15 protein-coding genes and 1 tRNA gene are annotated in these 14,817 nt (G+C 72.3%); 9 read left to right on the forward strand and 7 right to left on the reverse strand.

Translation table 11 applies throughout. From position 1 onward, the window contains the following. Positions 1–3: 3 nt before the first annotated feature. Complete coding sequence (locus ACFVYA_RS37980) at positions 4–963, reverse strand: hypothetical protein (protein ID WP_387051995.1); 960 nt, start codon at positions 961–963, stop codon at positions 4–6. 275 nt (positions 964–1,238) lie between these two features. Here ACFVYA_RS37980 and ACFVYA_RS37985 point away from each other — a divergent pair, with 275 nt between their 5' ends. The 6 genes from ACFVYA_RS37985 (at position 1,239) to ACFVYA_RS38010 (ending at position 8,025) form a co-directional block, all read left to right on the forward strand. Beyond that, positions 1,239–2,210 (forward strand): hypothetical protein, encoded by a 972-nt coding sequence (locus tag ACFVYA_RS37985; RefSeq protein ID WP_387051996.1) that lies wholly within the window; start codon positions 1,239–1,241, stop codon positions 2,208–2,210. A gap of 32 nt (positions 2,211–2,242) precedes the next feature. Then, on the forward strand, positions 2,243–3,034 hold the full coding sequence (locus ACFVYA_RS37990) for a metalloregulator ArsR/SmtB family transcription factor (RefSeq protein WP_387052008.1): 792 nt from the start codon (positions 2,243–2,245) through the stop codon (positions 3,032–3,034). Between the two features lie 3 nt (positions 3,035–3,037). Further along, entirely contained in the window at positions 3,038–3,637 is a 600-nt protein-coding gene (locus tag ACFVYA_RS37995; RefSeq protein WP_387051997.1) for a dihydrofolate reductase family protein, read from the forward strand. Between the two features lie 138 nt (positions 3,638–3,775). Further along, positions 3,776–4,666: an NAD(P)H-binding protein gene (locus tag ACFVYA_RS38000; protein ID WP_387051998.1), complete on the forward strand. Its 891-nt coding sequence runs from the start codon at positions 3,776–3,778 to the stop codon at positions 4,664–4,666. Positions 4,667–4,879: 213 nt separating this feature from the next. Further along, positions 4,880–6,088: a cytochrome P450 gene (locus ACFVYA_RS38005; protein WP_387051999.1), complete on the forward strand. Its 1,209-nt coding sequence runs from the start codon at positions 4,880–4,882 to the stop codon at positions 6,086–6,088. Positions 6,089–6,093: 5 nt separating this feature from the next. Then, positions 6,094–8,025 carry a multicopper oxidase family protein gene (locus tag ACFVYA_RS38010; protein WP_387052000.1) on the forward strand — a complete coding sequence of 644 codons (1,932 nt, stop codon included), beginning with the start codon at positions 6,094–6,096 and terminating at the stop codon, positions 8,023–8,025. Positions 8,026–8,133: 108 nt separating this feature from the next. Here the strand turns inward: ACFVYA_RS38010 and ACFVYA_RS38015 are convergent, their stop codons facing one another. Next, positions 8,134–8,958, reverse strand: a complete 825-nt coding sequence (locus tag ACFVYA_RS38015) for an LLM class F420-dependent oxidoreductase (protein WP_387052001.1) — start codon at positions 8,956–8,958, stop codon at positions 8,134–8,136. Between the two features lie 103 nt (positions 8,959–9,061). Here ACFVYA_RS38015 and ACFVYA_RS38020 point away from each other — a divergent pair, with 103 nt between their 5' ends. Further along, entirely contained in the window at positions 9,062–9,946 is an 885-nt protein-coding gene (locus ACFVYA_RS38020) for a LysR family transcriptional regulator (RefSeq protein ID WP_387052002.1), read from the forward strand. A gap of 29 nt (positions 9,947–9,975) precedes the next feature. On the opposite strand, the gene ACFVYA_RS38025 is transcribed toward ACFVYA_RS38020, so the two are convergent. Further along, positions 9,976–10,049, reverse strand: a tRNA-Ile gene (locus ACFVYA_RS38025). Positions 10,050–10,235: 186 nt separating this feature from the next. On the opposite strand from ACFVYA_RS38025, the gene ACFVYA_RS38030 reads away from it, so the two are divergent. After that, positions 10,236–10,505, forward strand: a complete 270-nt coding sequence (locus tag ACFVYA_RS38030; RefSeq protein ID WP_387052003.1) for a hypothetical protein — start codon at positions 10,236–10,238, stop codon at positions 10,503–10,505. 41 nt (positions 10,506–10,546) lie between these two features. On the opposite strand, the gene ACFVYA_RS38035 is transcribed toward ACFVYA_RS38030, so the two are convergent. Both ACFVYA_RS38035 and ACFVYA_RS38040 read right to left on the reverse strand, forming a co-directional pair. Further along, positions 10,547–11,056: a hypothetical protein gene (locus ACFVYA_RS38035; protein ID WP_387052004.1), complete on the reverse strand. Its 510-nt coding sequence runs from the start codon at positions 11,054–11,056 to the stop codon at positions 10,547–10,549. Positions 11,057–11,185: 129 nt separating this feature from the next. Beyond that, positions 11,186–12,160 carry a bile acid:sodium symporter family protein gene (locus ACFVYA_RS38040; protein ID WP_387052005.1) on the reverse strand — a complete coding sequence of 325 codons (975 nt, stop codon included), beginning with the start codon at positions 12,158–12,160 and terminating at the stop codon, positions 11,186–11,188. Between the two features lie 96 nt (positions 12,161–12,256). On the opposite strand from ACFVYA_RS38040, the gene ACFVYA_RS38045 reads away from it, so the two are divergent. Continuing rightward, positions 12,257–13,099 (forward strand): LysR family transcriptional regulator, encoded by an 843-nt coding sequence (locus ACFVYA_RS38045; RefSeq protein WP_387052006.1) that lies wholly within the window; start codon positions 12,257–12,259, stop codon positions 13,097–13,099. On the opposite strand, the gene shbA is transcribed toward ACFVYA_RS38045, so the two are convergent. Further along, positions 13,080–13,676: an RNA polymerase sigma factor ShbA gene (gene shbA / locus ACFVYA_RS38050; RefSeq protein WP_387052009.1), complete on the reverse strand. Its 597-nt coding sequence runs from the start codon at positions 13,674–13,676 to the stop codon at positions 13,080–13,082. The genes ACFVYA_RS38045 and shbA overlap by 20 nt on opposite strands. A 146-nt stretch (positions 13,677–13,822) precedes the next feature. Next, the gene (locus tag ACFVYA_RS38055; protein WP_285993590.1) at positions 13,823–14,311 is read right to left on the reverse strand and encodes an RNA polymerase sigma factor; all 489 of its coding nucleotides are present in this window, start codon (positions 14,309–14,311) and stop codon (positions 13,823–13,825) included. Between the last annotated feature and the right edge of the window lie 506 nt (positions 14,312–14,817).

Here is a 14,817-nt window from a genome sequence, read left to right on the forward strand (position 1 = left end):
GGCTCAGCGGTCGAGGATCGCCAGGACCGTGGTCACGATCTCCGCCAGCCGGTCCTGGTCCGCCAGCGCGGCCGCCAGCCAGTCGTCGCGGGCGGTGCCGTCCGCGGTGTGCTCGCCGAACACCGTCCTGACCACCTCGGTCACCGCCGCGGCGGGGGCTTCTCCCCGGTTCAGGCGGGTCTCGATGGCCCGCAGGGCCTGCTCGGCCAGGCCCGCGAGCCGGGCGTCCGCCAGTTCGTGCTCGCCGACCAGTTCCAGCGCCGGGAGCTCCGCCGGCATCGGGGCGACCGGGGGCTGCTTGTGCCCCAGCGGGCGCTCGACGTGCTCCGCGTGCCACGCCGGCCGGGTGCGCATCGCGGTCAGGACCCGGCTGACCTCGCGGTCGAGGGTGTCGCGGGTGGCCGGCGGCTCGCCCGTGACCTCGGCGCGGCGGGCCGCCCAGCCGTCCAGGGGCCACAGCTCGGCGCCCGCCGTGGCCGGCACTCCCACCCAGACCAGGATCCGCACCGCCAGGTCGCACAGCCACGGATCACCGCCGAGCGCGCCGGCCAGCCACGCCGGGAGACGCGGGCGCTGCAGTGCCCCGATTTCGCCGCGGCGACGCCGGTGCGCGTCGACCGTGGCGGGCGTGAGGCGGGTCGCCAGCCAGCCCTCGAGGTTCTCGATCGGGCTCGTCGCCCGCCGCAGCGCGTGGTCCACCACCGCCTCCACGTCGTCGTGGAAGCGGTCGAGGCAGTCCGGCCGCAGCCATTCGAGCCCGCGGGCGCAGTCCGCGTGCCGGCGCCGGTGTTCCAGCGGCTTGGTGATCCGCGTGAAGACCAACGGCCACGCCACCGTGTAGACCCCGCCGCGCAGGCGGGCGAGGGCGCGGGGCCGGGCGGCCGCCGCCGAGCCGGCGAGCAGGCCGTCGCGGGCCAGCCGCCGCACACCGGCGACGTCGGCCGGGCCGGTAGTGTCGAGCACCCATCCTCCCCGAGGCCGACGGAAAGCCGACGGGAAAATGGTCGGGCAGCCGCGGATGCGGAAAAGGCCGCGCGCGGGCCGAAATGGCGGGGAACTGGCCAATTCCTGGCCACCGCGGAATCACCTGATCGGCGCAGCCGGTGCCACCGATCGCCGCGAAGTGCGCGGGTCACAATGAACCTTATTCCGGTTAGGATGGCGCTACGCTTCGCAACTCGCCGGCCTGAGGCGACCTCGCGCCGGCCGACGGCTGAATAGGGTTCACTGGAAATCCGATGGCACAAGAGGACGGGCTGATCCGGGAACTCACCGCCTTGCGGCGCGGCTGGGGATTGGAAGCCGACCGGCTGCGCAGCCGGCTCGGGCCGCTCGTTTCCGGCTGGTGCGAAATCCACCGGACGACGAACGACCGCGATGCGCGCCGCGTTCTGCGTGAAGCGATTTCGGCCGCGATCGCGGAATTCCCGGCCGACGACCGGCTGGCGGTGAACGTCGCCCTGGGCATCGCCCCCGGCGCGCAGCACGCCCTGCTGAGCGACCGGATCGGGGTGCTCGCGGATCAGCTGCGCGTCTCGGAGCGCACGGCCCGGCGCCGCGTCGACCGGTCGTTCGCCCGGCTCGCCGCGGAGATCGAGGCCGGCACGCGGCCGGGCGACGGCGTGCCCGGCCCGGACGAGGGCTGGTTCGTCAAGCGGCTCAAGGTGCTCGTCCGGCTCGACACCAGCGAGCCGGAGGTGACCGAGGAACGGCTGATCGTGGCCACCCGCGACGCCCTCGGCCGGATCGCCGCGCGGTTCACGGTGCCCCGCACCGAGGACGGCCGGGACGGGGAACGCGACGTCACCGCGGACGCCCGGCACGGTGTCCGGATCAGCGCCGGCACCCGGGAGGGCCAGCGCCACTTCCGCTGGCTGCTGGACCTGCCGCGGCCCCTCTCCCGCGGCGACAGCCACACGTACTCGCTGGTGCACCGCATCCGGGACGGCCTCCCGATCCGGCCGTCGTACGTGTTCGTGCCGCTGGTGACGTGCGAGTCGTTCGAGGTGCGCGTCCGCTTCGACCCGCGGCGGCCGCCAAGGGTGGTGTGGCGGCTGGACCGCGTCCCGCCCTCGGTGCTCGCCGATCCGCCCCAGCCGGGCGAGCCGCTGCCGCTCGACGGCGCCTGCGAGGTGGTGCAGGAGTTCACCGCGCCTCAGCTGGGGTACGCCCACGGGCTGCGCTGGCTGCCCGGCCAAGATATTCCTTGACGTGAATATTCTGCTGTGTGAGTACTTGGTTCATGGACCGGATTGCCGCAGCACTGGGAGACGCCGCGCGGTGGCGCATCGTCGAACTCCTCGCCGAGCGCCCCCGCTCGGTCGGGGAGCTGGCCGAACTGACCGGGCTCCGGCAGCCGCAGACCACCAAGCACCTGCAGACCCTCGCCCGGGCCGGGCTGGTCACCGTCTTCCCGCTCGGCCAGCGGCGGGTCCACGCCCTCGAAGCCGGCCCCCTGGAAGCGCTCGCCACGCGGCTGCGGGAACTGGCCGACGCCACCGGCGCGCACGCCGGTGAGCGGGCCGCCGTGGCGCGGTACCGCGCGGCCATCGAGGCGGACGCGGCGGCCGCGGACCGCGACCGGTGGGCGGACGGGCGCACCTTCACGTTCGACCGCCTGCTGCCCGTGCCGGCCGGCGACGTCTGGCGGCACTGGACGGACCCGGACCTGCTCGCGTCCTGGTGGGTTCCCCCGTCGATGACGGTCACCGCGTGCACCCTCGAGCCGCGGCCGGGCGGCCGGGTCGTGCTCGGCTACCGCGACGCCGACGGCGAGTACCGCGCCGAAGGCCGGGTGCGCGTCGCCGACGAGCCCGGCCACCTCGGGTTCGACCTCGCGGTGACCGGCCCCGCTTCCTTCACCGGCCACTACGACCTCGAGCTGCACCCGGACGCGGCCGGCACCCGGCTGCGGCTGGGCCTGCGCATCACCGCGACGACCGTCGGCGCCGTCCCCTCCATCGCCGGGATCGAAACCGGCTGGCGCCAAGTGCTCGACCACCTCACCGCCGTGCTCTCCGAACGAAAGGCCTGAACCATGACCGAGCCGACCGGCCGCCGGGTGACCGCGAACCTGAGCCTCACCCTCGACGGGCGCTACCACGGCCCCGCCGGGCCCGCCGACATGGGCGCGATCCTCCCGTACGCCACGACGGAAGCCGCGCGGCGCCACCTGAGCCGGATCTGGGCCGGGGCGACGACAGCGGTCCTCGGTCGCCGCAACGCGGAGGGCTTCCTGGGGTTCTGGCCCACGGTCGCCGCCGACGAGAACGCCGACCCGCGCGACCGCGGCTACGCGCAATGGCTGGTGGACGTGGAAAAGGTCGTCTTCTCCACGACGTTGGCCGACGCCCCGTGGGAGCGCGCCCGGCTGGTGAACGCGCCCGCCGCGGACGTCGTCGCCGAGCTGAAGACCGCGGCCGGGGGCGACATCCTCGTCAACAGCAGCGCGAGCGTCATCAAACCGCTGCTCGCGGCGGACCTGCTCGACCGGCTGTACCTCATGGTCTGCCCGGAAATCGCGGGCGGCGGCCCCCGGCTGTTCGACGACGGCCTGCCGTCCTCGAAGTGGCGGCTCACCGGCCACGAAACCGGCGAGCTGGGGGAGACGGCGATGGTCTACGACCGCGTGCGCTGACCAGCGCGGCAGCCGGGACTGGTTGACGGGCTCGGACGGCTGACCGATACTTGCTCACCGGAGGCGAAGCCCGACAACATCCACAATGGACGCATCCGTGGGCACCGAGCCCGTGCAAGCCAAGCTACCTGGGGAAACATGACGATCCTGGTGACCGGTGCGACCGGCAACGTCGGCCGAAACGTCGTAGACCTGTTGGTGCGGGCGGGCGCCGACGTCCGCGCGACCTCGCGCAACCCGGACGCGCTCGACCTGCCGGCCGGGGTCGACGTCCGCCGGCTGGACCTCACCGAGCCGGCGACGTTCGGACAAGCACTGCGGGGCGTGGAAAAACTCTTCCTGTACACCCAGCCGTCCGGGATCGAAGGGGTGCTGGAAGCCGCGAAGGCCGCCGGCGTCGAGCACGTCGTCCTGCTGTCGTCGCTGGCCGCCGCCGGGCGCGATCCGGACCACTGGATCGCGCGGTGGCACCTGGCCGAAGAGGCGGCGATCGAGAAGTCCGGGCTGGCGTGGACGTTCGTCCGGCCGGGTGCGTTCGCCGTGAACTCCCTGCAGTGGGCCGGGTTCGTCAAGAAGGGCGAGCCGGTGCCGATCCTCTACGCCCACTCCTACCTGTCTTCGATCCACGAACGGGACATCGCGGAAGTGAGCACCACGGCGATGCTGCAGGAGGGCCACACCGGCGCCAAATACCACATCACCGGCGGGGAAAGCATCACCCAAGCCGAGCAGCTCGCCCTGATCGGCCGCGCGATCGGCCGTGAGCTCGATTTCGTGGACCTCACCGGCGACGCCGGCCGGGCGGATTTCCGGGCCCGGATCGGCGGGCGCTTCGAAGAGCTGGTGGCGGAGGGGACGGTCGGCCGCGGGGACGCGTCGAGCATCATCGAGACGAGGATCCGCTACTACGAGGAAGCTCTCGACGGGCCCGAGGAGATCGACCCCACGGTCGAGAAAGTCCTGGGCAAACCCCCGCGCACCTTCGCCGAGTGGGCGGAGGACCACAAGGCGGACTTCACGAACCAGTAACCCATCGCAGCCCCGTCGCCCGCAGAGAGCGGTTTCTGTGGCGGCGGGGCTTCGTGCTGCGCGGACGGCATCGGGGCGGTGCGCGGGGACGCCGAGGAATACCAAGTGAGGGGATGCGCGGCCGTTCGCCGCTTGGCTAACGTTCCGGATCCGAGCCGCACCCACCGCTCCACGCCGTGCGGATCGCCGTATTCCCACGCGCAAGGGGGCGCCATGACCACGTCCGAAACCGTTGTGTTCCCGCAGGACCGCACCTGCCCCTACCAGCCGGCACCGGCCTACCTGCCACTGGCCGGCCGGAAACCGCTCGCCCAGGTCGCGCTCTACGACGGCCGGCGCGTCTGGGCGATCACCAGCCGGGATGTGGCGCGCCGGCTGCTGATCGATCCCCGGATCTCCAGTGACCGCACCAATCCGGCGTGGCCCATGATGTTCGCGAGCATCGCCGCCACCGTCAGCGACGTGCAGCAGAAGGTGATGAAGATCGTCACCGCGCTGGTCGGCGTCGACGGCCCGGTGCACAACGCCCGGCGCAAGCTGCTGATCCCCAGTTTCACCACCCGGCGGATCAACGCCCTGCGCCCGCGGATCCAGGAGATCGTCGACCGGCAGCTGGACGAGCTGGTGGCGGCCGGCCCGCCCGCGGACCTGATCCCGGCGTTCGCCGGGCCGGTGCCGGTGACCATCCTGTACCGGCTGATGGGCATCCCGGACCGCGATCACGAATACTTCGAGAAGAAGTCGTTCCAGCTCGCGGCCGGCCCGGACGCCAACGCGGCGTACGACGAGCTCATGGCCTACATGGGCGAACTGATCGCGGAGAAGCGGCGGAACCCCGGTGACACCGTCCTCGACGACCTCCTCGCCGAACGCGGCGCCAAGGGCGAGGTGGACGAAGAGCTGATCTCGACGCTGGTCCTGCAGGTGGCCGGCGGCCACGGCACCACCGGGACGATGATCTCGCTCAGCACGTTCGTCCTGCTCCAGAACCCGGAACGGCTCGCCGAGCTGCGCGCCGACCCGTCGTTGCTGCCCATCGCCGTGGACGAGCTGCTGCGGGTGCTGTCCATTCCGGACGGTGTGTCGCGGCTGGCCGTCGACGACATCGAGGTCGAGGGCACCACGATCCGCAAGGGTGACGGCGTCTTCTTCATCACCTCGCTGATCAACCGCGACGAGGCCGTCCACGAGGAACCGGACGCCCTCGGCTGGCACCGCAGCACCGCCCGGGACCACGTCTCGTTCGGGTTCGGCGCGCACCAGTGCCTCGGGCAGAACCTCGCGCGCGTCACGATGGAAATCGCGCTGGGCCGGTTGCTCGAGCGCCTGCCCGGCCTGCGGCTCGCGGTTCCGGCGGAGGAGATCCCGTTCAACCCCACCGCCGGTTTCCAGGTCCTGAACGAACTTCCGGTCACCTGGTAGGAGAAGTGAACGATTCCGTCGACCGGCGCACTTTCCTCGCCGCCGCGGCGCTCGGTTCCGCGGGCGTCGTGGCGGGGGTGAACCTGCTCGGTCCGAGTGCTCCGCGGACGGCGTCGGCGGCGACCGCGCCACCGGCGCCCGCCGCGGCGCCGAACTTCGGGCTCGCCAAGTTCCTCGACCCGCTGCGGATCCCGCCGGTGATCCGGGCGCACGCGCGGCGGAACTCCGGCGAGCTCACGATCACGATGACGACCGCGCGGACGCGGCTGCACTCCCAGCTGCCGGAGACCACGCTGTGGACCTACGACGGCCAGTTCCCCGGCCCGACCATCGAGGTGCGCAGCGGAAAGCGGTTGCGGGTCGCGTGGGCCAACGAACTGCGGGGCACGGTCCCGCTCGTGGCGGTGCGGGCCCCGTACGCGGTGCCGACGCCGGCGAACCGGCCCGGCTACCGCGCCGCGGACGGCAGCCTGCCCGCCGGGGTGGAGCTGATCGAGGGCGTCGCGGAGCTGCCGCCGTGGAACGTCGTGCACCTGCACGGTGCGCTGACGAACGCCGGCAACGACGGCTGGGCGCACAACGGGATTTCGCCGGGGCACACGCAGCTCACCGAGTACCCGAACCGCCAGGCCGCCACCGCGCTCTGGTACCACGACCACGCGATGGCCGTGACGCGCTTCAACGTCCATTCCGGACTCGCGGGCCTGTACCTGCTGCGCGACGACGAGGAGGACCGGCTGCGGCTGCCCGGAGGTGACCACGAAATCCCGCTGATCCTCGCCGACCGCAACTTCGACACCGACCCGGCGACCGGCGCGCTCACCGGCCGGCTGCTGTTCAAGTTCCAGTACCTGCCCGCGTCCGGCACGACGGCGCCGGTCACCGGCCCGTTCACGCTCGTCAACGGCGGCATCTGGCCGCACCTGGACGTCGACGCGCGCTGGTACCGCTTCCGGGCGCTCAACATGGCGAACGGCCGGTTCTTCCGCCTCGACCTGGTCGACGAGGCGGGCGTCGTGCACAACGACGCGGTCCGGATCGCCGGCACGGACGCGGGTTTGCTGCCCGGGCCGGCGGCGGTGCCGGCGGGCGGGCTGACCCTGACCCCGGGCGAGCGCGCCGACCTGCTGATCGACTTCAGCCGCTTTCCGGGGCAGCGGCTGCGGCTGGTCAACACGGGGGCCTCGATCGAGCCGGACATCATGGAGTTCCGCGTCGAGAGCCGCCGTCGCACCGACGGGTTCCGGCTGCCGGCCGAGCTGTCCGCGTCGTACGCCCGGCTGGCGCACGTGCCGGAGGACCACGACGAGGTGTTCGTGGCGACGACTCCGCCGGGCGTGGCGGGCCGGCCGCACCCGGAAATGTGGGAGCTGGCGGAGATCACCGATCCGGCCGAGCTGCCGGCGCGGTTCCCGGCGGAGGGCGTGCTCCAGCTCACCGACCCGGCGATGGGGCACGTGCGGACCTTCCGCAAGGTGGCCCGCCTGTTCGACGACACGACGACGATCTTCGTCGACCGCGGCCGGTGGGTGGTGTGGAACCTGATCCAGCTCGGCGGGGCACCGCATCCGATGCACATCCACATGGCCCGCTTCCAGCTGCTGACCAGGCACAAGTTCGCCGACCTGACGGCATTCGACGTCGCAACCGGCGGCACGGCCCGGCCGCTGCCCGCTCCGGCCGGCGGCCCGGCGATCGAGAAGCACGAGGAGGGCTGGAAGGACACGTTCAACCTCTGGGCGGGGGAGTGGATCCGCGTCGCCGGCCGCTTCGAGGACGCGACCGGCGAGTTCATGTACCACTGCCACATCCTCGATCACGAGGACGAGGGCATGATGCGCCCGTTCGTCGTCCACCCGCCGGAGGTGAGCCGGTTCCACATGCACGCGGGGAGTTCGGGCCACCACCCGGGCATGCCCGGCCACGGCGGGCACTAGGGCGGGCTCGCTCCCGTTTCTCCGGAAGCCGGTTCGCCGGCCGGGGATGCGCCGATTCCGCCCCCGACGCTCGCCGCGCCGGTGGTACGGCGATCGGCCGCTTCCGGATCACGGCCGCAGGGTGGCGTGGCGTTCCAGGAACCGGGCGACGTCCGCCGGATCCTCCAGCGGCAGCGGGTAGACCACGAGGCGGTCCACGCCGAGGGCGGCGTACCGCTCGGCGGCGCGGGCGTCCACCTCCACCGGATCGAGCGGGGTGTAGCCGATCTCCAGCCGGCCCAGCCGGGCCGGGCGGCCGACCTCCTCCGCGGCTCGCCGCAGTCCGGCGAGGTGGCGGGGCAGGTCGTCGAGGCCGCCGTTGCCGAACCAGCCGTGACCACGGGAAACGGCGCGGCGGAACGCGGCCGGGCTGTGGCCGCCGACCACGATCCGGGGCCGGGCCGGCCGCGGGTGTGCGTCCACGTCGCGGAACTCGACGAACTCGCCCCGGTACGCCGGCGCCGGGTCGGTCCACAGCGCGGTCATCGCGTCGAGGTACTCGTCGGTGCGCTTCCCCCGCTCGGCCATCGCCACCCCGATCGCGCGCAACTCGGGTTCGAGGTACCCGGCGCCCACGCCGAGCAGCAGGCGGCCGCCGCTGAGCACGTCGAGGCTCGCCGCCTGTTTGGCGAGCACGAGCGGGTTGCGCTGCGGCAGGATGACGATCCCGGTGCCGAGTTCCAGCCGCTCGGTGACGGCCGCGACGTAGGCCAGGTGCACCAGCGGGTCGAGGATCGGGTCGGTCGGCTCCATCGGCGATGCCGGCACCCGCGGGCTCGGCAGCACCACGTGATCGCCCGCCCACCACGACGTGTAGCCGAGGTCTTCGGCCAGCCGCGCCAGCCGGACCGTCTCGGGCGGGCCCAGCGTCGCCTTGGCGTTCAGTCCCGCCACGCCCAGTTCCATGTCCCTCGCCCTTCGCCGTCTTCGATGATCACGCTCATCGTCGGGGCGTCCGGGCCCCGGCGTCCAAGATCGGCCGCTATAGCCTGTGGCTATGGATGTCCACGTCCGGGACCTGCGCTACTTCGTCGCGGTGGCGGAGGAGCTGAGCTTCACCAGGGCGGCCGGCCGGTTGTTCATCGCCCAGCCGTCGTTGAGCAAGCAGATCCGCAGGCTGGAGACGTCGCTGCGGATCCCGCTGTTCGAGCGCGACCACCGCACGGTCGTCCTGACCGCGGCGGGCGCGGCCTTGCTGCCGCAGGCCCGGCTGATCATCCGGCAGTGGGAGGACGCGCGGAGCGCGCTCGCCGAGGTGGCCGCGGCGCAGCGGGCGACCTTGACGGTCGGGTTCCACACCCGGATCGGCCGCGGGCTCATCCCGAACGTCACGGCGAAGATGGCGACGTCGCTGCCGGAATGGCGGCTCTTGTTCCGGCAGATCGCCTGGAGCGATCCGACCGTGGGGCTCGCCGGCGGCGAAGTCGATGTGGCCGTCGCCTGGCTGCCGGTCCCGGACGGGTTCGCGCGCAAGGTCGTCGCCACCGAAGACCGCTGGGTCGCCCTGCCGTCCGGGCATCGGCTCGCCGGGCGGAATGCCGTCCCGTTGAGCGAGCTGGCCGGCGAGCCGTTCATCGCGCTCCCGCGAACCGCCGGGCCGCTCCGCGAGTTCTGGCTGGGAAACGACCGGAGCACGGTGCCGGCGCGGGTCGTCGCCGAAGCCGAAACGGCCGAGGAATCCCTCGAAGCCGTCGGTTCCGGGCTGGGAGTCGTGCTGCTTTCCGCGGGCAACGCGCAGATCTACGAGCGCGACGACATCGTGTACCGCCGGGTCACGGGCCTCCCGCCCGGCGAACTCGCCGTCGTCTGGCGGGCGGGGGACGAGCGCCGGGCCGTGCGCGTTTTCGTCGAGGCGTGCGAGCGATGCCTCTGCGCCGGGTGAAGGGCGACGTTTCGGTTGCGGACGAAAGGTGGGGCGGGCGGGGCTCGAACCCGCGGCCAAGGGATTATGAGTCCCCTGCTCTAACCAACTGAGCTACCGCCCCCTCGCCTCGGCATGCACAAGCAGCCCGAGGTTTGCATGTGCACAGAACACTCAGTTCGCTTCAAGTTATCACAGCGGCCATCCGGGCAGATCCGGTAGGCCAAACAGGTTGAAGTGGCCGCCGACCGGCGGAGGCTCGTTTAGGTTGCAAGGGCGTCACCGCTGACCGGAACGGCGGGAGGAAGCAATGGGTTCTGCCACCTCGTCCCGTTACCGGGCGATCCGGCTGGCCTTGCTGGACGCGTTCGCCGCGGGAGCCGGGTTGGGCTACCTCGCGCACGAGTACCGGGAGGTCGTCGTGGCGAACCCGGGGATCATCGGCTTGACGCTGTTGCTCGTGTTCGCGGCCGGTTATCTGATCCGCATTGCCGCGCGGGCGTTGCGGCGCGCGGGTTCGCGCGTCGACGCCATTTTCGCGGAGGAGCTGGGAAACAAGCCTTCGCCCCGCCCGCGGTGACGGGAATTCTCCGCGGGCAGGGCGAAAACCGCGGATTCCGCTCAGCTTCCGCCGCCGCTGGGGGTGGGCGTCGGGAAACTCGAAGTCGGCGGGAGAGTCGTGCTGGGCGTGGGTGTGCGCGTCGGAGTCGCGGTGGTTCTCGGCGTCGAGGTGACCGGCGGTGTCGGTGTCGAGGTCGACGCTCCCGTCGTTGCGTAGGCCGCATAGCCGAACCAAATCCGGCTGAGCACCTTCGGCGTGTCCGCGTAGGCCATCGCCCGCACCCGGAACGTCGTGGCGGTGTAGGAACCCTGCACTGTGCTCAGCATGAACCCGTCGGCGGCGTCCGGCGTGATCGGCGAGAGCAGGATCACCCCCGGCGTCACACCGAGGCCGTGCGACACGGTGCAGTAGCCGGCGCCGTCGGTCACGCAGGTGTCCTGCGCCGTTTGGACGAGCGGTGCCGGTGACGGGCCGGCCGCGGACGACGCGCCCGCGAACGCCACCGCGCCCGCCGTCACCGCCGCGGCGCCCGCCAGCGCGGCGAGTGCGATTCGTGCTTTGTTCCCCATAAATGTCCCTCCAGAGTGGGTGATGCACCCCGCATCGCCGCACCACACTCTGCCGTTACCGCGTACATTCGGCTTGTACAACGTCTGTACGCGGCCGAAGGACGCTCTCGCCGACAGTCCACAAGGGACTCAGGCCGGCACGAGTTCCCGTTCCCGCTCGGCGGCGTACCGGCGAGCTAGGGTGGCGCAGACGATCAGCTGGATCTGGTGGAACAGCATCAGCGGCAGCACGATCAGGCCCACCTGGGCGTGCCCGAACAGCACCGTCGCCATCGGCAGGCCGCTGGCCAGACTCTTCTTCGACCCGCAGAACACGATGGTGATCCGGTCCGCGCGGGCGAAGCCCAGCAGGCGGGCGACCCGGCCCGTCGCCGCCAGCACCGCCGCGAGCAGCGCGCAGCACACCACGACCAGCACCAGGAGGTGCCCCGGGTCGAGCCGGTGCCAGATGCCCTCCGTCATGCCAGCGCTGAAGGCCGTGTACACCACCAGGAGGATCGAGCCGCGGTCGACCAGTTTCAGCGGTGCCGCACGGCGCGCGATCCAGCCGCCGATCCAGCGGCGCGCCAGCTGGCCCGCCACGAACGGCGCCAGCAGCTGCAACACGATCCCGAGCACCGCCGATCCGTCGACGCCCGCGCCGTCGCCGGCCAGCAGCAGGGCCACCAGCAGCGGCGTCAGCACGATGCCGGCCAGGTTGGACAGCGACGCGCTGCAGATCGCCGCCGCGACGTTGCCGCGGGCGATCGACGTGAACGCGATCGACGACTGCACGGTCGAGGGCAGCACCGCCAGGAACAGCACCCCCGCGGCCAGCTGGGCCGGCAGGATCGACGGCGGCAGGAGGAACAGCGCCAGGCCGAGCAGCGGGAACAGGACGAACGTCGCCGCGAGCACCACCGCGTGCAGCCGCCAGTGCCGCAGCCCGTCGAGCGCTTCCTGCGTCGACAGCCGGGCGCCGTAGAGGAAGAACAGCAGGCCGACGGCGATCGTGGTGGCGACGCCGAAGCCGCCGGCCACCGCGCCCGAAGCGGGCAGCAGGGTGGCGACGCCGACGGTGGCGAGGATCGCGAGGACGAACGGGTCTGGACGTAAGCGGGACATGGATCTCCTTCCCCATCGATTCTCGGCGACCGCACGCTCATTGGGAACCCCGATGACCGGACTGACTGTCATCGCGAATCGCGATAAACTCGCCCGGTGCTGGACCCTCGCCTGTGCCGGTCGTTCCTCGCCGTCGCCGAGACGCGCAGCTTCACCGCGGCCGCCCGGCGGCTGGGGGTCGGCCAGCCGACGGTCAGCCAGCACGTGCGACGGCTCGAGCGCGACTCCGGCGGGCTGCTGTTCGCCCGCGACACCCACACCGTCGAGCTCACCGCGCGCGGGCAGGCGATGCTCGGGTTCGCGCAGACCGTCGTCGACACCGAAGAGCGCGCGGAGCGGCATTTCCGCGGCGCCGAACTCCGCGGCCGGGTGCGCTTCGGTGTCTCCGAGGACTTCGCGCTGGGCGAGCTGCCGGAGATCCTGCACCGGCTGCGCCGCGGTCACCCGCTGGTGGACGTCGAGCTGACCGTCGAGCTGTCGGACGTGCTGACCCAGCGGCTGCGGTCCGGGCAGCTCGACCTGGTGCTGGGCAAGCGCCGCCCGGGCGCGCACCACGGCCGGCTGCTCTGGCGGGAGCCGCTGGTCTGGATCGGGTCGGCCGCCACCGTGCTGGAGCCGGGCCGGCCGGTGCCGCTGGTGCAGTACCCGATGCCGTCGATCACGCGTCAGCTGGCGGTGGAGTGCCTCGAGCGAGCCGGCCTCGAGTGGCGCGCGGCGTGCCAGACGTCGAGCCTCACCGGCCTGCGCGCCGCGGCGGCGGCCGGCCTGGGCGTCACCCTGCACGCGCGCAGCCTGATCCCGGCCGGCCTGATCGAGCTCGACGGCCTGCCGGAGCCCGGCGACATCGAGTTCATGCTGCTGGCCCGGGAGTCGATGGAAGGCCCGGCGGCGGCGCTGGCGGAATTCGTTCTGGAGCGCGTCAACTCTCTTCGCCCGTGAGCAGCCGGCGCAGGCGGCCGAGCGCGCGGTGCTGGGCGACCCGGACGGCGCCGGGCGTGGAACCCACCGCCGCGGCCGTTTCCTCCGCCGAGAGCCCGACCACCACCCGCAGCACGACGATCTCCCGCTGCTTCGCGGGCAGGATGTCCAGCAGCCGGGCCAGTCGCTCGTTCAGCTCGGACCGCAGCGCCCGCTGCTCCGGGCCGGTCGTCTCGCTGACGCCGTCCGGGACCTCCGGCACCGGATCGCTGCGGTTGCGGGCCGCGGCGCGGTGGGCGTCGGCCACCTTGTGCTGGGCGATGCCGTAGACGAACGCCAGGAACGGGCGGCCCTGGTCGTGGTACGACGGCAGTGCGGTGAGCACGGCGAGGCAGACCTCCTGGGCGACGTCGTCCGCCGAAGTGAAGGATCGCTCGTGCCGGCCGACGCGGGCCCGGCAGTAGCGCACGACCAGCGGCCGGACGGTGGCGAGCAGGCGCGCGATCGCGGCGTCGTCGCCGGCGATCGCGGCGGCGACCGGCTCGTCGTGGCGCCGCCAGTGCGGGGGGAACGCCTCGGCGGGCTGCGTCGCGGCGATCTCCCGGACCAGTGCCCGGCTGCGCACGCGCAGCAGGGTGCCCTCCACGTCGAGCCCGATGCGCAGCGAGTCGTGCAGGGCGGCGTTGGACTCCCGCAGCTGCTCGGTGATCGCCCGATCCCCGTACTCGGTTGCCGGCATTTCGCTCACCTTTTCCTGTCCCGCTGGTCACCGGGCCGAGCGGCCCGGAGTCGCCTGAGGCGTTCCCGCACGTGGCGGAGGGTGGACCGGACCGTCGCGGGGGCGATCCGGAGCGCCTCCGCGATCTGGGACGGCGTGAACCCGTCAAGCGACCACGCCAGCACCATCCGCTGCTTGCCCGGGAGCGCGGCGAGCAGCTCGATGAGCCCCGCGTGCTGCTCGACCAGCCCGGCGAGCTCCTCGTCGTCCCGCGGATCGCCCGCCAGGGTCCAGTCCGCCCGCGCGTCGCCCGGGGCGTCGATCAGCCGCCCGGCGACCCGGCGCACCCAGGCCCGCGGGTCTTCGGCGGTCGGCCACGCCTCCAGCGCGTGCAGCATCGCCTCGGCGGCGACGTCACGGGCCGCCTCGACCTCGAACCCGGCCTTGCAGAGGAACGCCACGAGGGCCGGGAAGTCGGCGCGGAAGAACGCGTCGAACTCGTCGTGACCGCACACGGAACCCCACCACCCCTCGCCTCACAAGGACAGGTGCACTGAGGTGACCGCTACGTGTAACGATTGGATCAAGACTGCCCCGTAGGAGTAATGCACCGCGTTGCTTCGGTGACAGCTCGTGACGAACGGCCGCGGCCGTGGTCGGGGACGTTCGGAGAGCGACGCCGCCTGGGTCCGCGAACGGCGGCTTCCGGCCACGTGGACCACCCGGCTCCGATGACCACGTTTCGATCACTCGCGACCGGAAACCCGTACCAGACAACGCGGAAGGGGACCGGTGACGGCCGGTCCGCGGCCCTCGGCGACCTGCGCGGGTCGCCGATCGGGTGACGTGATCGACATCGAGATCCCCGGAAGAAAGGCGTACTCTCATGTGTTGCAGTCTTGGTTGCCCGGAGGGTGAGCCGGGGACCGAAGCCAAAACCCCCTTGACCCAGGCGGATACGCTCGCGCGCCCGCCGAAATCAAGTCGGTTGACGCGCCCCAACAATGGGAAGCAGTAACAC

The organism is Amycolatopsis sp. NPDC058278 (assembly GCF_042881395.1).
Taxonomy (GTDB): domain Bacteria; phylum Actinomycetota; class Actinomycetes; order Mycobacteriales; family Pseudonocardiaceae; genus Amycolatopsis.